The sequence below is a fragment of the Vagococcus lutrae genome, from assembly GCF_003987555.1.
Taxonomy (GTDB): Bacteria; Bacillota; Bacilli; order Lactobacillales; family Vagococcaceae; genus Vagococcus_A; species Vagococcus_A lutrae.
In genome coordinates, this window is the sequence record NZ_NGJW01000002.1 from 123663 (window position 1) to 144303 (window position 20641).

Here is a 20641-nt window from a genome sequence, read left to right on the forward strand (position 1 = left end):
AACGCTCCTTCTTATATTTTTCTGAATACTTCACGGGCAATAATAATTTCTTCATCCGTCGGAATGACAATCACGTCAACCTGAGAAGTTGGATGATGGATATATGTTTCATTTTTTTGATTTTTGTCTTCATCAATTTTAAGTCCTAAAAACGCTAAACGTTTACAGACTTCCGTCCGAATATAACCCGAGTGTTCTCCAATACCTGCCGTAAAGACGAGCGTATCTAGCCCCCCTAAATCTACTAGATAGCTACCAATATACTTGCAAATACTTTGGATATACACATCAAGTGCCAATTGCGCTTGTTGATTTCCTGCAAAAGCAGCCTCTTCCACATCGCGACAATCGTTGGATAACTTTGAGATACCTAATAAACCTGACTCTTTATTTAACATTTCCTTTATTTCAAACACGTCTTTTCCGGTTTTCTCAGCGATATAAGGTAAGATTTGAGGATCCACATCTCCTGAACGCGTCCCCATTACGATACCTGCCAATGGTGTAAAGCCCATTGAGTTATTAATCGTCTTACCGTGACTTAAAGCTGATAAACTTCCCCCACTTCCTAAATGGCAAGAAATGACGCGGCCTAGCTTTTCTTCTGCCACATACTGCGGCAATTGTTCTGCAATATACTGATGGCTAATGCCGTGAAAACCATAGCGCTTAATCCCATATTCTTCATAAAAATGATAAGGAATTGCATAAACGTGTTTGTCTGGTGTAATTGTATGACTAAAAGATGTATCAAAAATAGCGACTGACGGAATCATTGGTAAAACATCACGAAAAGCTTTAATTCCAATTAGATTAACAGGATTATGGAGTGGGGATAAGGTACCTAATTCACCTATTCGTTCCATAACTGTTTCATCAATAAGTGTGGCGCCTTTATAGTATGTCCCACCATGAGAAATCCGGTGTCCAATCCCTTCAATATCTTCTAGACTATCCAATATACCAACATCCACCATTTCACGCATCAACCATTCAACCGCTTCACGATGATTATATACGGGGTGTTTCTTGATTGTTTTTTCACCTTGATATTTATATGAAAATTGACTCGTCTGTTCTCCAATTCGTTCAAATTGACCTTCTAGCATGACAGTTTCGCTGGGCATTTCAAACAATTTAAATTTTAAAGACGAGCTCCCTGAATTAATTGCCATAATTTTTTTTGACATCTTGATTCTCTCCATCCATCTATTCAATAAGTCAGAATAGACTTCCAAATGAAAGCCTATTCTGATGTTGGTTTATCTGATTGAGAAACCTTCTAAAGCGTTCAAACGACGTCTTCTTGTAAATGTTTTAGCAGTCGTTGTTCCTTCACCTGTTGCTGTACAAATAGTAAGAGCTGATGCACCCGTGTCACCTACTCCTGTACCAGCTGAAGAAGGACCATTTACAACAAAAATTGATGTGTTCATCACATGTGCTGCACGGTTCATGTGAACAAGGTTTTGAGAGTGAATCGTTGCTGTATGACGACAGTTACGCTCTACTTCTAAACCAACTTTTAATAAGTCTTCAAAATCTTCAACCGTTACCACTGCTAGAATTGGCATTAACATTTCAATCACAACGAACGGATGATCTTTTTTCGCTTCTAAGATAATTAATTCTGGTTTACCTTCGTAGTCAATTCCCGCTTCATCTAAGATAAATGTTGCATCTTTACCGATGTAAGGACGAGCTGGTTTGTTACCGTCTACTGTTAAGTTAACTAATTTATCAATATCTTTTTGATCAGTTAATAGTAATGCTTTATGTTTTTGCATTTCTTCGATTAATTGATCTTTAACAGCTTTCTCTACTAAACAGCTTTTTTCTGATGTACATAAAATGTTGTTATCAAACGCTGCACTTTCAGCAATATTTTTACCAGCTAACTCAATATCAGCCGTCGCATCAACCATTGCTGGTACGTTACCTTCGCCTGCTCCGAACGCTTTCTTACCACTTTCCATAGCTTGTTTAACTAGAACTGGTCCGCCTGTGACAACTAAAGCGTCAATTAATGGATGTGTCATCATTTGGTCAACTGCTTCTAGTGAAGGCTGCTCGATTGACACAACTAAGTTTTCATAGCCTGTTGCCTCATAGATAAATTCATTACATTTTTCAACAGCCCAACGAGAGATTTTTTTAGCACCTGGGTGAACACTGAAGTATACTGTGTTACCACCAGCTAGGAATTTAATCGCATTTGAGATAACAGTTTCAGCAGGGTTCGTACTTGGTGTGACTGCGCCAATTACGCCGTACGGTGCATATTCATACATAATCATACCGCCGTCACCTGTTTCAACATCGGGCATTAAAATTTCTGGTCCTGGTGTATTGTAAATAGCATTATTTAATTTCGCTAATTTTGCTTCTACCGTTCCCATACCTGTTTCTTCATGTGTTTCTTTAGCCATTTGATCTAAATAAGGACGGAAACCATCTTTCATCGCTTCAATCGCTTTTACACGTGTCGCAATTGGTTCATGAATAAATTTATCCTCTGCTACCTTTGCTGCTTTAATTGCCTCATCAACTGTTTTAAAAATTCCTTTACTCATCGTTCATTCTCCTTATCGTTTGTTTTATTTATTTTTTTTAATAATAATGCCTGTACTTTGTGGGGTGATACCTGCGGCGTTTGCCTCATCAGTATCAATATGCATCTCTAAAACAAAATCGGGTGAAACTCGGACAATCACATCGTCATAAATCGTACGACGATCATCGGAACCTAGTGAAACTTGAACTTCTTCATGGTCGACAACATTTAAACTCGTGGCTTCTTCAGGATTCATGTGAATATGTCGCTTAGCTGCGATTGCACCTTTGACGACAATTTCCCCTTCTTCCGTTTTAACAGTAATATCACTGGCTTTGCTTAAATCACCAGACATCGCGATGGGTACGTTAATTCCAAGCGCGCGAGCATCAGTTAACGATACTTCGACCTGTGTTTCTTTTCTAAATGGTGCTAAAAGTCGGACGCGTTCAATCTGGCCTTTTGGACCGACAAGTGTTACGAGTTGATCTGCTGCGAAGACTCCCGGTTGTTTCAGCCAATTGCGAACACTCACTTCGGTATTTGGAAACAGTGTTTGATAATCTGCTTCTGACAGATGAATATGCCGATTAGAAATACCGATTGGAATTGGCGTAGGGTTTAACATAATACGTATCACCTCTTTCTCATTTGTTCTCACTTTTATATAAGCAACTCTCGTGCCAACTTTGTGAAATTCAACAAAACTGATACATCAACTTTTCAAAGTAAGCCTTTTCATTATATCTTTAAAAGCTAGACAAATGCTGTCTGTTTTTCAGACAACACTTGTCATGATTATTAGACACTTGCTTTCACAAAGAATTAATACATAGCTGTTACTACTTTTTTACGTGTATAGAAATGAACACCATCTTTACCATTTGCATGTAAGTCGCCATAGAATGATTTTTTGTAACCAGAGAATGGGAAGAAAGCCATTGGAGCTGGCACACCCAAGTTAATGCCTAACATACCTGCATCAATATTGTCGCGGAAGTGACGAATGGCTTTTGCGCTGTCAGTATACAAACATGCACCGTTAGCAAACTCAGACTGATTCGTTAGAGCAATCGCTTCTTCTAGTGTTTCAACACGCACGATAGAGAGAACAGGAGCAAAGATTTCTTCTTGCCAAATCTTCATATCAGTATTGACATGATCAAAGATAGTTGCACCGACAAAGTAACCTGATTCATCGACATGAGCATCTAAACGGCCATCTCTTACAAGAGTAGCTCCTGATTCTTCTCCAGATTTAATATAACCGAGTGTTTTTTCCTTATGAGATTCTCGAATAACCGGGCCTAAAAAGACATTTTCTTCTAAACCATTTCCCACTTTTATGTCGTCAGCTGCTTTTTTCAGACGCTCTACTAATTCATCTGCTACATCTCCAACTGCGACAACGACAGCCGCCGCCATACAGCGCTCTCCTGCTGAACCAAAGGCCGCACTTGTAATATTACGAACGGTTAAGTCTAAATCGGCATCTGGAAGTACAATCGAATGGTTTTTGGCACCGGCTAGCGCTTGAACACGTTTACCATGTGCTGCCGCTGTTTGATACACATATTTTGCAACAGGTTCTGAACCGACAAACGACACAGCTTTTACTTGTTCATGCGTTAAGATTTGGTTGACAACATCATGTGCCCCATGAACAATATTAAAGATACCTTTAGGGAAGCCAGCTTCAACGGTTAATTCAGCCAAGCGATTTGCTAATAAAGGTGTTCTTTCAGATGGCTTTAAGATAAATGTATTACCCGTTGCAAGCGCCATTGGGAACATCCATGCCGGCACCATCATCGGGAAGTTAAATGGTGTAATTCCCCCAACAATCCCTAATGGATAGCGGAACATACTAGATTCAACACCTGTTGCAATATCAGGTAGCGTGTCACCCATCATCAACGTTGGCACACCAGAAGCAAATTCCACGTTTTCAATTCCACGCTGGACTTCACCGCGTGCTTCTGAAAAACTCTTTCCATTTTCAATCGTAATAATTTCTGCTAATTCATCCCAGTGTTTTACTAACAATTGTTGGAATTTAAACATTAAGCGCGCACGTCTAGGGACAGGCGTTTTACTCCATGTTTTAAATGCTTCATCTGCTGCATCTACTGCTAGTTGAAAGTCATCTTCGTTAGAAAGTGGCACTTGAGCTAAAATCTCACCTGTCGCTGGATTTGGAACGTCTTCATAGACTGTTGATTTTGCTGTTACCCATTCACCATTGATAAAGTTTTTTAATTGTTTTGTCATCTTCTATTCTCCTTTTTTATTTTGAAAAATCATATCGGAAACACGTGCGGTATAAATCAACGACTTCTGCGTGACTTGGGACACGAGGATTATTAGCGGGACTACCACTATCAAGGGCATCCGTTGCCATTTTATCTAACGCCGCTTCAAAGGCCTTTTCATCAATACCCCAATCATGCATGTTAGGAATTTCTAATACGTGGCAGAGTCGTTTAATTTCTTTAATCAATTCGTCGACTAATTGAGATTGACTCATCCCATTAGTTTCTTGTAAAACGACTTTTGCTACTTTAGCAAGTGAAGGTTCACATTCTTCGCGAGTAAACTCTAAAACTGCCGGAAGTAACATCGCATTCGATACACCATGTGGTACATGGAACATCGCTCCCATCGGACGACTCATCCCGTGAACCAATGTCACGGAAGCATTTGAAAATGCAATGCCTGCTTGTAACGCTGCTAATGACACTTCTTGTCGCGCTTGAACATTGTCACCATTGTGATACACTTCTTCGATATTCGACATAATCGCTTCAATCGCATGGGTTGAAAAGATTTCTGTCATAGGCTGTGCTTTTTTTGAAATCAATGATTCCATGGCATGACATAATGCATCAATCGCTGTGGCTGCTGTGACATGTTTTGGTGCGGTCATCGTCAACATAGGATCGACTAGCGCAACAGTCGGCAAGAAAGCATGATGCTTGATCATCATCTTAATATTTTCTTTCGTGTTCGTAATCACTGTCACATCTGTTGCTTCTGACCCAGTACCAGCTGTTGTTGGGATTAAAACCATTGGCACTGACGGTGCAAGAATATCGCGGCGTTTCATGCCGTATTCATTGATATTTCCGCCGTTAGTCGCAACCATTGCAACTGCCTTTGCCGTATCTAAACAACTTCCGCCGCCAATAGACACGATACAATCACAAGCTTCGCTTTGATAGATTGCCAAAGCATCCGCCACAAAATCATCGGTCGGTTCAGTATTAGCTCCGAGATATAACGCTGCTGTGACCCCTTCGTCTTCTAATAAATGGACAACGCGGTCTACATGACCGATTTGCTCCATCATTTCATCACTAACGATTAAAGCTTTTTTCCCTAACTCAGCCGTCAATGTGCCGAGATGGTCAAGAGCGCCTTCACCGTAATAAACGTGAGCTGGCATCTCAAATTTTGCTATTTGATTCATCTTTCTTTCCTCCTTACTCATTTTCTGTCTTACTATGAGCAAGTTACATGCCAACTTTAAAAGTAAGCGATATCACGGTTAAAACAAAAACAAATACGCTAAGCGTTCTAATAACGAACACTTAGCGTATGATAAACAGACACTTATGAGGAAATGTCATATTTTGAAAGTTTTTGGTAGAGCGTTCCTCGTTGAATACCAAGTAATTTTGCCGCTTCGGATTTATTGCCATTTGTTTGCTTCAACATATCAATAATCAAATCACGCTCGTTTTGTTCCATCGGAGTAAGATGCGACCATTCTTTTTCTTCCTCTAAAATATCAGCAGGTAAGTCTGCCGTGGTAATTTTATTACCTTCTGTTAAAACAACCATCGTTTCACACACATTAATCAACTGACGCACGTTTCCGGGCCAATTATACGCGACAAGTTTCTCCATCGCTTCATGTGTGAGATGTTTCATCGGCAAACCATATTCATGGGCTACTCTTTTTAAATGAAAATCAATAAATAACGGGATATCTTGTCGTCGTTCTTTTAATGACGGCAATTTTAACGGGATAACATGAATACGATAATATAAATCCTCTCTAAAAGTACCTTCCTTCACCATTTGTTTAATATCTCGGTGAGTGGCAGCAATCACACGAACTTTGACTTGCTTAGGCAAAGCAGAGCCCACTTTTTCAATCGTTTGTTCTTGAAGAACGCGTAAAAGTTTCGCTTGAAGTGTATACGGCATATCTCCGATTTCATCTAAAAAAATCGTGCCATTATCAGCCATTTCAAACTTTCCAACCTTACCACCCTTTTTCGCATCTGTAAATGCTCCTTCTTCATAACCAAATAATTCTGATTCCATGAGTGATTCTGGTATGGCAGAGCAGTTTACTGTCACAAACTTCCCATCAGCTACTGGACTCATGTCGTGAATGGCTCGTGCGAAAACTTCCTTTCCCGTCCCACTTTCGCCTGAAATAAAAACCGTTGCCGTTGTCTGAGCCGCTCGTATAGCTTGGCGTTTTGTCTCTTGAATGGCGGGTGATTTTCCTAATACTTTTTGAAAAACATGGTCTTTCGTTGCTTCTAGCACCACGTCCGGTTCCTGTTCATTTTGTTGAACGGTTAAATTATCTAATATACGGTTCAGTTCTAAAACATCTTGAAAAACTAACATTCCGATTGCACCGTCAGCCCGTTGATTTTTGAAAATAGGAATACGATGAACAATCAGCTCGTGTCCACGTATACGTTGAATATACCCACGCTCTTCTTTCCCAGTTTTCGCGATAATATGTAGTCGAGTGTTTTCAATCACATCCGCCACATGTCTTCCAATTACTTCCTCACGGGTCATATCAATTAAACGACAGTATGACTCATTAATTTCTTGAATGTAGCCTTGTCGATTGACGACAACAATTCCTTCATACGCTGATTCCAAAACTTGTTTTAAGGTTTCAGAATAGTCAATTTTTTGACGTGCTCGCTCGAGCTGATAAGTATTAGAGCGAATAATATCAGTACGCGTAATGATTCCTTGTAATATTCCATCTTTGTCAACTACTGGTAGACAGCCTTCTATCATTTCGGAGGCTTCTTTAATCGTTGTCTGTGGTAACACTGTTTTAGCATTGACAAGCATGATTTCTGATACATTTTTATGAAATAAACTTTCTTCGTTAAAGTAATTCATTAAAACGGTTTTGGAAACTAACCCTTGATACTCCTTTAACTCATTCACCACAGGTAAACCAAAAATTGTTTGATTTTCTAGTATTTGAATAGCTTGCTGAACGGACTGATCCTGATAAACGGTAATCACATTTTTAGTCATCCACTTACTGACAGGATCTGCATTAATAATTGGTTGCATGGAAACGCCCTCTTTCTCACTCATTCCTAAACTTACTCTATCAAATAAAGAATACCATATAATATAACAAAGTAAACGCTTTAAAATAATTAGCTTTAACCAATAAAAAAAAGCCAGTAATCATTTACTGGCTAATTGAACGATGTTATTTATTTTCAATTAATTTAAAGCTTGACCATGGTTGTAAGAAGTCAAGTAAGAATAATTCATCCTCACTAATTTTTCCTACCACGTTCACTCGACCGTCATTCTTCATCTCTTTCAAGGCAATTTGTGTTTCACCTTTATATTGACCGAATTCAACATTATCAATTAAGACGTCACCTTTTTTAATATCAACAGTATTATGTGGTGGAAATTCACGGTCTTTATAGTAGACACGAGTCATCGTGGAACGCATCATGTATTCAGAACGATCTCCTCGATAGCTATGTAAGTTATCAAACAGACACACACGCTCATTTTCTGTGATTCCCTCATGCACATCCACTTTAATAGTAGGAAAATCTGCAAAGAAAGCTTCGGACATAGCTTTTAATTCCGCTTCGGAAGCATACGCATTTCCGATAATAATATCATCAATTAAACCTGTTAAAACAAGGTGTTTGACTTGTGTCGCAATATCCAGTTCGCGATGGTCTTCTAATGTACATAAACCATCTTGTGTTGGCCAAGGTCCAAATGTCGCTGCTTGAGAGTTAACAAAAGCCATTGTATTTAGATTATAGTTTCTAAATTTTTCAGAGCAAAAGACAAAATGATCGTAACCTAAACCTGAATAACGGTGCGGATAGAAGTTATGTGAACCTAAAAGGTTTTGAGTATTAGGTGAATAGCTCATAATATTGTCAACATAGCTAGTACCTGTACTCATGTTGATTTCAATTTTTAAGTTATATGGATTACGTGTCATTTTAGCTTCTTCCTGACCTGTCATCCCAATATCTAAACGGACACCATCTGCTCCTAATTCATGGAAAAATGATAAATCATCATACGAAATGCCTAGTTGATCAAATAAACCCGGGTTAATATCAACCATTACTTCAAAATCTAATTGATTGGCATAATCAATGACATCTTTAAACTCTTTTAGCACTTTTTCTTTGTCATCTGTAATTTGTAACAAACTTGTAAACACACGTTTAAAACCGTATTTATGTGCTAAATCTAAATACGCTTTATCTTTCTCTAAAGTTGAACGCTCTGGGTATAATGAAATACCTAATTTTCCCATGGGTAATTCCTCCTAAATTTAAACGATAGGTCTATTATAACACCGTTTTCAGATTAGTCGAGAAAACGGATGTTTATTTTATTAAATTCTTTCACATTTTTCATGAATTTGTTATGATAATTGGTATGATAGAATTATGATGTATCATGATGAGAGAAAGAAGGTTATTTTATATGAGAAAAAAATGGTTAACAGCTGCAGTCATTGGCTTATGCGGATTGACACTTGCCGCTTGTCAAAATCAAACAGATTCTTCAAAAAACGAACAAACCGCGACATCAGAAACAGCAAAAGTCGTGGATTTTAAATCATTAACGCTACCTCAGTTATCTGAAGAAGTCGCTGAAGATGAAGCTTTAGTCGCAATGGAAACTTCTATGGGGACGATTAAAATTAAATTATTCCCGAAATACGCGCCAAAAACAGTCGAAAACTTTGTAACACATGCTAAAGAAGGTTACTACGATGGATTAATTTTCCATCGCGTAATTGATAACTTTATGATTCAAGGCGGTGACCCAAAAGGAACAGGTACTGGCGGTGAAAGTATCTGGGGAGAGCCTTTTGAAGATGAGTTAAATCATGAATTGTATAATTTAAGAGGCGCACTCTCAATGGCGAACTCTGGTCCTGATACAAACGGCAGTCAATTTTTCATCGTTCAAAATCACGATGATCAATCAGACGGTTTATTAACGGATGAATATCCGCAAGCAATTATTGACGCCTATAAAAATGGAGGGGCCTTTTATCTAGACTACGCATTTGAAGGTAGCCCATCGAGTCACACGGTCTTTGGTCAAGTTATTGAAGGCATGGATGTGGTTGACAAGATTGCTGAAACAGAAACAGATGCCAAAACAGACCGTCCTGTCGAAGACGTGACGATTAAAAAAATTGAAATTTTAAAAGATATACCGAAAAAATAAACCAAACTAGCTCACTTGAAAGAAACAAGTGAGCTAGTTTTCTTTGTTGTTTAATTTAAAATTAAGGTTTGAGCGTTTTCTTCCTTTATCGTTGGTTTTCTGATAAACTTCTAACGTATATATAAAACATGTTTATATTATGTTAGAAAGTAGGAATTTAATATGAAAATAGGGATTGATCAACTACACGTTTATACTCCCTCTCTTTACCTCGATTTAAAAGATTTAGCGAAAGCACGTCAAGTAGACCCAGATAAATACACGATTGGTATCGGACAGGACCGAATGGGCATTAATCCTATCACACAGGATACCGTTTCAATGGCAGCCAATGCCGCATTTCCACTCATTAACGCTAGAAATGCGAGTGAAATTGATATGATTATTTTAGCAACCGAGTCTGGAACTGACTATTCTAAATCGGGTGCGACTTATTTGCACGACTTATTAGCAATTCAACCTTTCGCACGAGCAATCGAAGTCAAACAAGCTTGTTATAGCGGAACTGCTGGTATTATGATGGCTTATGACTACGTGAGTAATCATCCCGACCGTAAAGTTTTAGTTGTCGCATCTGACATCGCTCGATATGGACTAGGAACTGCTGGAGAAGTCACACAGGGAGCTGGCGCCGTCGCAATGATTATAAGTCAAAACCCACGAGTTTTGACTTTAAACAACGACTCTGTTCCTTACACCTTTCATAATTTTGATTTTTGGCGTCCTAACTACGCTAAAAATGCGTTAGTCGATGGAAAATATTCCAACCAAGCTTATATCGACGCTTTTCAAAAAACTTGGAATGAACATCAACGCCGTCATCATACCACTTTAGATGCACTAGCTGCTGTCTGTTTCCATCTTCCTTATTCTAAAATGGGCAAAAAAGCACTCACTACTATTTTAGATGAAGAAAGTGACACAACTAACCGATTACTAACACGTTATGAAAAAAGTGTTCAGTACACACGCCAAATTGGGAATATTTACACAGGCTCACTTTACTTAGGGTTTGCCTCCTTACTCGATTTAGATGAGAGTTTAAATGCAGGAGAGACTATCGGGTTCTTTAGTTACGGGTCAGGTTCCGTGGCGGAGTTCTTTACAGGAGAACTAGTAGAAAACTATCGCCACCACCTTTACACATCTGACCATGAGAAAATGCTAAGCCAGCGCTATCCATTAACGATAGAAGAATATGAAACAACATTTTTAGAATCGTTACCAGAAGACGGAAGCTCTGTCGCACTATCACACCCTCAGGATAAAGCAGTGATACAATTAGCCGCGATGGATCAGCATCGCCGTATCTATCAAATTTATGACAAAGTGGAGCAATAAAAAATGACAGATAAACGAAAATTTTATCAATTAACACCACAAGAGCGTCGTGATGAGCTAGTCCATCAACAGGTTCTTTCGACAGAAAGTGCCCGAATCCTTACTGAACAGCCAGCGTTAACAGAGGATGTCGCTAATCATTTAATTGAAAATCAAATCGGACAGTTTAGTTTACCGCTCGGTGTGGTCAACCATATTTCGATTAATCATCAAGACGTTATCGTGCCAATGGTTACAGAAGAGCCTTCCGTAGTAGCAGCTGCCAATCATGCGGCAAAAATTTTCAACCAAGCAGGTGGTGTCATCACTCATACCTCTGAACGATTACTGACAGGTCAAATTATCTTTACCTACTCGTCAACAATTGCGAACCATTTACCTTTGTCCTCAAGCGACTTAGCAGCTATCAAGACGCTCGCTAAAGAAGCACATCCTTCTATCGTAAAACGCGGCGGTGGGTTAAGTCACATTGAGACGACTATTATAGAAGATGAGAATGACACGCCCTCATTTGTTACTTTTTATGTTCACGTTGACGTTCAAGAGGCAATGGGCGCAAATATTATCAATACTATTTTAGAAGGAATAACACCCTACTTAGAAAGTAAATTTGAGACACAAGCGTTAATGAGCATTTTAAGTAATCACAATCAACATGCTTGTACTACGGCAAAAATCACACTTCCTTTTATCCTATTAGGTCAATCTGACACCGAAAAAGGAAAAGACTTAGCCAAGAAAATTGTCTTAGCAACCCAATATGCTAACTTAGACCCTTATCGTGCTGTGACACATAATAAAGGGATTATGAATGGTGTTGAAGCCGTAGTACTTGCTTCTGGCAATGATACACGCGCAGCAAATGCTAGTATTCATGCTCATGCGGCTAAAAATGGTCGCTATCAAAGTTTAACAAAATGGCAACTAAGTGACGAAGCCCTCGAAGGCGAAATAACCTTACCTTTATTATTAGGAGCAGTAGGTGGCGCAATCAATGTTATACCGACAGCTAAAGTCGCTCAAGAAATCGCAAATGTCACACACGCGTATCAGTGGTCAGAAATTGCCGCTGCCATTGGATTGGCACAAAACTTTGCTGCTTTACGCGCACTAGTAACCGACGGTATTCAAAAAGGACACATGCGCTTACATGCACAATCACTAGCAATTACTGTTGGGGCAAAAGATAACGAGATTCAACAAGTGGCCGCTAAGTTAACGGCTCTTAAAACATATAACCAAGAACAAGCAAAAGCGATTTTAAGCGAATTAAGGAATAAATCATAAAAAAAGTTTAAAATATGAACGAGCTGTTCTATAATTGAAAAAGTTGCGTTACACTCAATATAATGGCGTCAAAACTGAAGGAGGCTATATTGTGAAAAAACAATGGATTAGTGTCTGGCAAGATTTTGTCGGCGTAAATGATTTAATCAAAGCATTTATCCTTGCAAGTATTCCTACCCTACTCGGATACTTTCTTGCCAATGATACCAATACGACTCAGCAATTATTTTTTGGCTTAGCCGGTGCCGTTATCGGCTTTCTTTTAAATACATTTTTAATAAAACCTAAGCGTATCGTTATTATTGGAGAAAAACAGGAGGATTCCTTATGAGTTTGCTTATATTAGGTCAAATGGTGCTAGCAGCATTGCTTGCCATTGTCTTATATATTTTTATCGGTTTTATACCTGGCACAGATGAAACTTCCGTGCTACTTCCCATCTCTATGGCAGTAATTTTATCTGGAATTAATCCAATCGTCGCACTGACTTTCTTCGTTGCGTCTTTCGTTACACTAGGTTTAATGAATTTAATGCCAACTCTTATCGTTGGCTTGCCCGGTGGCGTAATGTCTTCTCCGATTGTCGAACATTCATTAATGTTGAAAAAAGAAGGACGTACCGCAATCGCAATCAAAAAAGGTGCAGTCGGAAGTCTAATCGGAGTATTGGTAGCATTGCCCACCAGTTTAACTATTTCAAAATTAATCATGCCCTATGTTGATTTTTTAAAAGATAACGCCAGTTGGTTTTTCATCGGTGGGGCATTATTTTTAGCTCTTTTAAGTAGTAGTAAAATTATCTCCGTTTTAAGTATCGTGCCACTAGCACTTCTTTTTCAGGGGTTACGGCAAGTTTACTGGGAGTTAGGTATCGTGCCACTCGAAAAGAATATTACCACCTCTTTCTTTTTAGGTATTACCGTGGCGCCTCTACTCTTAACACTACTATCTCTCTTTAATAAAGAAAAACGTGAACAAGAAATCATTGAAACAATCCCACCTACATATATTCCTGCGATTAAAAATGAAAGTTTAAGTCCTTTCAACGTCCTATCAAAAAGCGAGTTGATTAGTAGTGTGGGTGCTAGTTTTATTGCAAACTTTTTGTTCGTTCTAAGTCCTGTCGGGCTAACTATTCTTTTTGGCGAACTAGCTGGTAAAAAAGAAAAAAATCCGATTAAAAAAGCGGAAACGAGTATTGTAACTATGAGTGCTTTAGCACAGAGTACCTATCTCTCTGGCTTAATGATTAGTATGATTGCATTGGGGATTCCTTTATCGCCCTCTGCTATTGGTCCGGGAGCAGCATTTTTTAATGCCCCACCTGTGTTTGATATTAGTCAACAACAAACGATAAAATCTGTGCTAACGTCTCCACAACTGATGCTAGCTTTTGCAATCGGTAGTCTGCTAGCCATTAGTATCGTCTATATCGTCGCTATGCGTCTAGCAGCGCCTATTACCACTTTTGTTTTACAAAAAATACCGCATGAAGCAATTTTAGGGTTATTTATTTCATTAATACTCTTACTTGGCTATATGGATGCTGGACTGTTAAACTTGTTTGGTATTTTACTGATTGGGATTACATCCGGTACATTAAATCGTTTAGGTGTAAATTACGGCGTGCAGTTTATGACTCTGTATGCAGCACCTGCTCTTTTACAATTATTTAGTTAAATCATTTTGGAGGTTACAGTATGAAAGCACTTGGGTTTGGTCAAGCCAACGGCAAGATTATTTTAATGGGAGAACACGCAGTTGTTTATGGTGAGCCTTCTATTGCCATTCCTTTTCCTGCAACACACATCCACGTTCATGTGACATCACATGACGAATTGTTTATAGAATGTGATTTTTATAAAGGGCTGGTTTTAGAAATGCCAGAGTTATTAGAAAGCTTACATAAAGCGATTGACGTTACTTTAGAACGGCTCGGGCAGGACGAAACAGTTAAAATCATCATTGAAAGTACTATCCCCGCTGAAAGAGGCATGGGGTCAAGTGCTGCCGTTGCGGTTGCTACCGTTCGAGCGCTTTATGACTACTTCCAAGTGCCACTTGAAAAAAGCACATTGTTAGAAATCGTCAATATTGCTGAAAAAATCGCTCACGGTAATCCCAGTGGGCTAGATGCTTTAATGACCAGTAGCTCACAACCGTATACTTATACAAAAGGCAAAGCACCACTTCCTTTCACATTGGCAATGAGTGCGGTATTAGTTGTTGCTGATACAGGTGTGACGGGTCAAACAAAAGCGGCTGTCGCAAGTATTGCTGAGAAAATCCAAGGAGAAAATGGTGCTCACTATCAACAAATGATTCGTGAATTAGGAAGTTTGACGAGCGAGAGTCAACACTATATGCAAGAAGACGAACCTGCTTTATTAGGTAAAAACATGACAAAAGCTCATCGACTACTAGATAAACTGGGTGTCTCCAATGCACTGCTTAATGAATTAGTAGAAGTTTCATTGAAAAATAATGCATACGGTGCTAAACTAACGGGTGGTGGCCGTGGCGGTTGTATGATTGCACTCGCTAAAAATCAACAAGATGCCACTATCATTGCTAACGCATTGAAAAAAGCTGGAGCCTATCAAACTTGGCTCTATGAAATGAGTGAAACAATAGATGAAAACTAGTATAACCGCGCGTGCCCATACTAATATTGCCTTAATTAAATACTGGGGGAAACGTGATCAAAGACTATTTTTACCTACCAATAGTAGTCTTTCCTTAACCTTAAATGAATTTTATACTGATACGAGAACAACATTTTTAGAAGATGAAGAGAGTGATCTCTTCTTTTTAAATGGCGTGAAACAATCCGACGCTGAGTTAAAAAAAGTTCAGCGCTTTTTAAATCTCTTTCGTGAACAGGCTGGAATAGAACAGCCGATACAAATCGAAAGTCATAACCACGTCCCTACTGCAGCAGGATTAGCTTCGTCTGCTTCAGCCTATGCGGCGCTTGGTCTATCTTTAAACCATTTACTCGGTTTAAACATGCCACTCGGCCAACTATCAACTTTCGTAAGACAAGGTTCTGGTAGTGCAACGCGTAGCTTATTTGGCGGATTTGTCGAGTGGGATATGGGAACCGATAGTGAAAGTAGTCAGGCGATTCCTATTGATAATGCCGATTGGGATATCGCGATGATTACTGTACCTGTCAATACCAAGCAAAAAACACTATCAAGTCGTGAAGGCATGCAACGGACTGTTGAAACCTCTGCTTTCTACCCTGCTTGGATTGAATCAGCTAAGTCTGATTTAATCGCTATTAAAGAAGCCATTAAAGATAAAGATTTCATCCGAATGGGAGAAATTACTGAAGCAAACGGTATGAAGATGCACGGCACCATGCTTGGCGCCATCCCTCCTTTTAGTTATTGGGAACCTTTAACAGTAAGTGTTTTAAATCGCGTTCGAGAAATTAGAGAATCTTATGGACTGCCTTGTTATTTTACAATGGATGCTGGCCCAAACGTCAAAGTTTTATGTCGCTACTCAGACAGTCAAAAAATAAAAGAATTACTAGATGACCGCTTTCCATCTACACCGTCGATTATATCCACCGTCGGACCTGGAGCTCATCTACTTGAAGAGAATACGAAAGGATGGTTGCCATGATAGAAGCGAGTGCACCCGGTAAACTTTATATTGCAGGGGAATATGCTGTTTTAGAACCTGGGCAACCTGCGATACTTATCGCGCTAAATCAGTATATTACCGTCAAATTGACAAAAACAGATACGCAAGGAAGTATTCGCTCAAGTTTAACCAACCACTTCCCTATTCCATGGACAAGACGAAACGGAAAAGTATTTATCGATGAACGAGAAAATCCTTTTGCCTATGTTGTACAAGCAATGACGATTACCGAAAAATACGCTGTCGCGCTAGGCAAAAAGGTCACCTTCTTTGATATTGAAATTCAAAGTGACCTAGACAATAAAGATGGTCGAAAATACGGTCTGGGTTCTAGTGGCGCCGTTACCGTGGCAACTATCAAAGCACTTTTAAAGTTTTATCAAGTCCCTTATGATAATGAACTAATTTATAAATTAGCAGCATTAGCCCATTTAGCAATCAATAGTAATGGCTCGTTTGGCGATTTAGCTGCAAGTACATATGGCGGATGGATTGCTTACTCATGCTTTGATCGCGATTGGGTTCGAGAAAAATTAGTCACTGTGCCCATTTTGACGCTCTTAGAAGCAACTTGGCCGAAACTAGCCATTGAAGCATTGACTCCCCCTGAAAACCTATCCTTATTAATTGGTTGGACGGGTTCTCCTGCTTCAACCACCCATCTTGTCGACCGTTTAAACGAAGAAAAAGATGAAATTTCGATTTACTATCGTCATTTTTTAGCTGATAGTCGTCAAGTCGTCCAAAGTATGATTGACGCCTTTAAAATACAAGATTTAACTGGCATACAACGAGGCATTCGTGCCAATCGACGTTTGTTACAAGACTTAGGTAAAAGCAGTGGCGTTCATATCGAAACACTTAGCCTTTACAATCTTTGTGAATCGGCAGAAGACATGGGTGGCGCTGCTAAATCATCTGGAGCAGGTGGCGGCGACTGTGGGATTGTCATTATTGATGAAAAAATTGATACACGTGAACTTTTTGCCAGTTGGAAAGATAATCACATCATACCTCTTCCACTAGCAGTTCATGAAGAACGGGAGTATACTCCTTTATGAAATGAGGAAAAAAATTGAGTATTCATAAAAATCGAAAAGATGAACATGTCGCTTTAGCCGAATCTTTTTATAATAGTCGTCCTTTGCGTCATTTTGATTATTTACAATTTGTCCATCATTCCTTTCCAGAGATCAACCAAGCGAATGTTTCTTTAGAAACAAGATTTTCGAACATGAAGCTGACTTCCCCTTTTTACATTAACGGGATGACAGGTGGCAGTGATAAATCTTATGAAATAAATCGCGATTTAGCGATAGTCGCGCGTGAAACAGGCTTGCTAATGGCGTCTGGTTCAGTCAGTGCGGGATTAAAACATCCTGAAACTGCAGAAAGCTATCGTGTCATTCGTCAAATGCACCCTGACGGCTATATACTCGCTAATCTAGGCCCTGAACACTCTTTAGAAAATGCCAAGCGAGCCATTGAATTATTAGAGGCTGACGGGATTCAAATTCATGTCAATGCCCCACAAGAACTAGTAATGCCAGAAGGTGAACGACAATTTGAAAAATGGCTGACCAATATTGCGACCCTTACTCACTCACTCGATAAACCCGTGATAGTAAAAGAAGTCGGATTTGGAATGAGTGAGCGTACGATTCAACAACTCATGCAAGCAGGCGTCACGACAGTCGATATTAGTGGTCGTGGTGGTACCAATTTTGTTCAAATCGAGAACGCACGACGTGAACATCAAGAACTATCGATTTTAGAAAATTGGGGACAGTCGACGCCTATCTCATTAATCGAAGCACAGCGTGTCATGAACTCTATTGACATTCTAGCCTCTGGTGGTATCCAAAATCCAGTGGACGTTGTCAAAGCACTGGCTTTAGGAGCTAAAGCGGTTGGTGTATCTGGATTCTTCTTGCATAGTGTCTTAAATCATGGTGTGAACGCTACGATTGAAACGGTTGTAGAATGGCAAAATACGATTCAAACGTTAATGACATTGCTAGGTCAAGAAAAAATTGAACAGCTCAAACAAACAGACGTTGTCATCCAAGGACCTGTTAAAGACTGGTGTGAAGCCCGTCAACTCCCTTGGCAAGCTTACGCACGACGATCTGATTTCAGGAAGAGTTAACTCTTCCTTTTTTTTTATCAAAAATATGCTATGCTAAAACCATTAACTCATTATAAAAATGATATTGAAAAGGAAGATGAACATGACGCAATGTCTACGTTGTCAAGTCGAAGTCGCTTCTGAACATACGCACTGTCCGTTATGCGACTTTCCATTAAATGAACACGCTACTCCCTCTCCAACAGCATTTCCACATTATCAAAAAGAACGACATAAACATCGAAAAACCATTAAAGTATGGCTCTTTGTAACCTTTGTACTTAGTACACTTGCCATTGCGACCAACGCTTTAACTTGGAGTCAATTCTCCCACGCTTGGTCACCTATTGTTGCCATATTACTCTTTTATTTTTGGTTTTTAGCACGAGAACTGTATCGTCGTTTTTATATCAATCTAGTTGCTAAAACACTTTGGTACAATTACTTAATCCTCAGCACGTTAATGATTGTTATTGACGTATCGAATCATTTTTTACGTTGGTCGTTAAACTACGCCATTCCGTTTCTAGGTATTGGAACAGGGTTACTGATGACGTTATGGTCGATTAAAAATAAATCGATGTGGCGTGACGATATCGGCTATTTATTACTTATCATCGGTGTCAACTCACTTCCCTTGCTCCTCTTCTTTTTTAAAGCTGTCACGGTTCTTTGGCCAAGCGTCCTAAGTATTTTATACGGAACACTGACTGCAGTAGGAATTTGGATATTTTCTGGGAAAAGACTGATGTATGAATTACAAAAAAGATTTCATTTTTAAAAGGAGTGAACAACGTGTATAAATGGTATCGTTTAGACAACGCTGCAAAAGTTTTTCCGTCGGTAACCAATCAACGCAACTCATCAGTCTTCCGTTTTTCAGTCGTCTTAAAAGAACCTGTAAAACCTGATATTTTACAAAAAGCTGTCGATTGTGTTATGCCACGCTTTCCGATGTTTTCCGTCCGTTTAAGACAGGGCGTCTTTTGGAATTATTTAGATGAAAATCAACAGCCTTTAAAAGTGAAACCGGATGAGATGACACCATGTACGCCTATCACACCCGAAGACCAAGGTTATTCGCTACGCGTGCTATACCACCACCACCGTCTGTCCCTTGAAATGTTCCACGCACTTGCGGACGGAAGTGGGGCTTTAGAACTCTTAAAATCTATTTTATATTACTACTTTGAATTTCAAGGCATTGAAATAGACACCTCTCAACAAGGGATTTTAAAAGCAAATGAAACGGTCAAGTCACAGGAAATGGAAGATAGTTTTAGTGAAAATTATACGCCTGTATACGCTGAAACTTTTTCAAGCCCACCTTCTTATCATATTAAAGGTATTACTCTAGATGAATATGAAACAAGTGTGATAAGCGGTCTTGTAAATAGTAGAGAACTAAATGCCATTGCTAAGTCATATGGCGGTTCGATTACTTCATACTTGGCATCGGTACTTATTTATTCTATTTATCATGCACGGGCAAAACAACAACGAACAAAAAAACCCATTGTTATCGCTGTTCCTGTCAATTTGCGTAAAGCGTTCCCTTCTGAAACGCTACGTAACTTTTTTAGTGTGGTTAACGTTGGCGCTTATATGACCGACGACATGACGGTTGCGGAACTTGTACCACTCGTTCAAGAGATGTTAGTCCAAAAGACCAATAAAACATATTTACAGTCATTGATTAATCACAACGTAAACTTTGAGCGAAATATTGCGTCTAAATTCATCCCGCTTTTTATAAAAAAAATTGCGGTACGGATTGGTTTTGGCTATCTTAGTGAACGTCGCAAAACCATTAATCTAACTAATTTAGGACAACTTTCTTTACCAGAAACAATGCTAGAACACATCTATCATGCTGAAGTCTACGCCTATCCCACTCAAAAAAGTCCGATGGCATGCGGAGTGATTTCTCTTGGAGAAACACTGAGCATTAACTTTATCAAAAATATTGCTGAAAAAGATATTATTCAGTACTTCTTCTCCTATCTAGCTGCTCAAGAAGGAATAAACATTTCTGTTTATAGCAATGACTTAAAAGCATCTTTCGATCCTACTATAACGGAATAAAACGTATTCATATAGCTCCTCCTTGTTATTTCACAAATTTTAGTAGTAAAATAGAGATAGCGATATAATAAGGAGGT

The 20641-nt window shown here is 39.1% G+C and carries 18 protein-coding genes; 11 read left to right on the forward strand and 7 right to left on the reverse strand.

Annotated features, from left to right (window positions below; translation table 11 throughout):
• Positions 1-11: 11 nt before the first annotated feature.
• From CBF33_RS02295 to CBF33_RS02325, 7 genes are all read right to left on the reverse strand, one after another.
• Positions 12-1190: an acetate/propionate family kinase gene (locus CBF33_RS02295; RefSeq protein WP_126761223.1), complete on the reverse strand. Its 1179-nt coding sequence runs from the start codon at positions 1188-1190 to the stop codon at positions 12-14.
• 72 nt (positions 1191-1262) lie between these two features.
• Complete coding sequence (locus tag CBF33_RS02300; protein WP_023606280.1) at positions 1263-2573, reverse strand: aldehyde dehydrogenase; 1311 nt, start codon at positions 2571-2573, stop codon at positions 1263-1265.
• A 24-nt stretch (positions 2574-2597) separates the two neighbouring features.
• Positions 2598-3182, reverse strand: a complete 585-nt coding sequence (gene pduL / locus CBF33_RS02305; RefSeq protein WP_126761225.1) for a phosphate propanoyltransferase — start codon at positions 3180-3182, stop codon at positions 2598-2600.
• Positions 3183-3379: 197 nt separating this feature from the next.
• Entirely contained in the window at positions 3380-4825 is a 1446-nt protein-coding gene (locus tag CBF33_RS02310) for a CoA-acylating methylmalonate-semialdehyde dehydrogenase (RefSeq protein WP_126761227.1), read from the reverse strand.
• A gap of 16 nt (positions 4826-4841) precedes the next feature.
• On the reverse strand, positions 4842-6023 hold the full coding sequence (locus CBF33_RS02315; protein ID WP_126761229.1) for an iron-containing alcohol dehydrogenase: 1182 nt from the start codon (positions 6021-6023) through the stop codon (positions 4842-4844).
• A 143-nt stretch (positions 6024-6166) separates the two neighbouring features.
• Entirely contained in the window at positions 6167-7924 is a 1758-nt protein-coding gene (locus CBF33_RS02320; protein WP_126761231.1) for a sigma 54-interacting transcriptional regulator, read from the reverse strand.
• 121 nt (positions 7925-8045) lie between these two features.
• Positions 8046-9137, reverse strand: coding sequence for a DUF871 domain-containing protein (locus tag CBF33_RS02325; RefSeq protein WP_023606285.1), 1092 nt, complete (start codon positions 9135-9137; stop codon positions 8046-8048).
• Between the two features lie 173 nt (positions 9138-9310).
• Between CBF33_RS02325 and CBF33_RS02330 the strand changes: the two genes are divergently transcribed.
• From CBF33_RS02330 to CBF33_RS02380, 11 genes are all read left to right on the forward strand, one after another.
• Complete coding sequence (locus CBF33_RS02330) at positions 9311-10066, forward strand: peptidylprolyl isomerase (RefSeq protein WP_126761233.1); 756 nt, start codon at positions 9311-9313, stop codon at positions 10064-10066.
• Between the two features lie 162 nt (positions 10067-10228).
• A complete protein-coding gene (locus CBF33_RS02335) occupies positions 10229-11407 on the forward strand; it encodes a hydroxymethylglutaryl-CoA synthase (protein WP_126761235.1) in 1179 nt (392 codons plus the stop codon).
• A 3-nt stretch (positions 11408-11410) separates the two neighbouring features.
• Complete coding sequence (locus CBF33_RS02340; protein ID WP_126761237.1) at positions 11411-12694, forward strand: hydroxymethylglutaryl-CoA reductase, degradative; 1284 nt, start codon at positions 11411-11413, stop codon at positions 12692-12694.
• A gap of 91 nt (positions 12695-12785) precedes the next feature.
• Complete coding sequence (locus CBF33_RS02345; protein ID WP_038100636.1) at positions 12786-13025, forward strand: hypothetical protein; 240 nt, start codon at positions 12786-12788, stop codon at positions 13023-13025.
• The gene (locus CBF33_RS02350) at positions 13022-14374 is read left to right on the forward strand and encodes a tripartite tricarboxylate transporter permease (protein ID WP_126761239.1); all 1353 of its coding nucleotides are present in this window, start codon (positions 13022-13024) and stop codon (positions 14372-14374) included. Before CBF33_RS02345 ends, CBF33_RS02350 begins: the two co-directional genes overlap by 4 nt.
• Positions 14375-14394: 20 nt before the next feature.
• Positions 14395-15339: a mevalonate kinase gene (mvk, locus tag CBF33_RS02355; RefSeq protein ID WP_126761241.1), complete on the forward strand. Its 945-nt coding sequence runs from the start codon at positions 14395-14397 to the stop codon at positions 15337-15339.
• Positions 15329-16330: a diphosphomevalonate decarboxylase gene (gene mvaD / locus CBF33_RS02360; protein WP_126761243.1), complete on the forward strand. Its 1002-nt coding sequence runs from the start codon at positions 15329-15331 to the stop codon at positions 16328-16330. The genes mvk and mvaD overlap by 11 nt, the downstream gene beginning before the upstream one ends.
• Complete coding sequence (locus CBF33_RS02365) at positions 16327-17412, forward strand: phosphomevalonate kinase (RefSeq protein WP_126761245.1); 1086 nt, start codon at positions 16327-16329, stop codon at positions 17410-17412. Before mvaD ends, CBF33_RS02365 begins: the two co-directional genes overlap by 4 nt.
• A gap of 14 nt (positions 17413-17426) precedes the next feature.
• Positions 17427-18500, forward strand: a complete 1074-nt coding sequence (gene fni / locus CBF33_RS02370) for a type 2 isopentenyl-diphosphate Delta-isomerase (protein ID WP_126761247.1) — start codon at positions 17427-17429, stop codon at positions 18498-18500.
• Between the two features lie 82 nt (positions 18501-18582).
• Positions 18583-19260, forward strand: a complete 678-nt coding sequence (locus tag CBF33_RS02375) for a DUF6320 domain-containing protein (protein WP_126761249.1) — start codon at positions 18583-18585, stop codon at positions 19258-19260.
• A gap of 14 nt (positions 19261-19274) precedes the next feature.
• Positions 19275-20564: an alcohol acetyltransferase gene (locus tag CBF33_RS02380; protein WP_126761251.1), complete on the forward strand. Its 1290-nt coding sequence runs from the start codon at positions 19275-19277 to the stop codon at positions 20562-20564.
• The last annotated feature ends 77 nt before the right edge of the window (positions 20565-20641 follow it).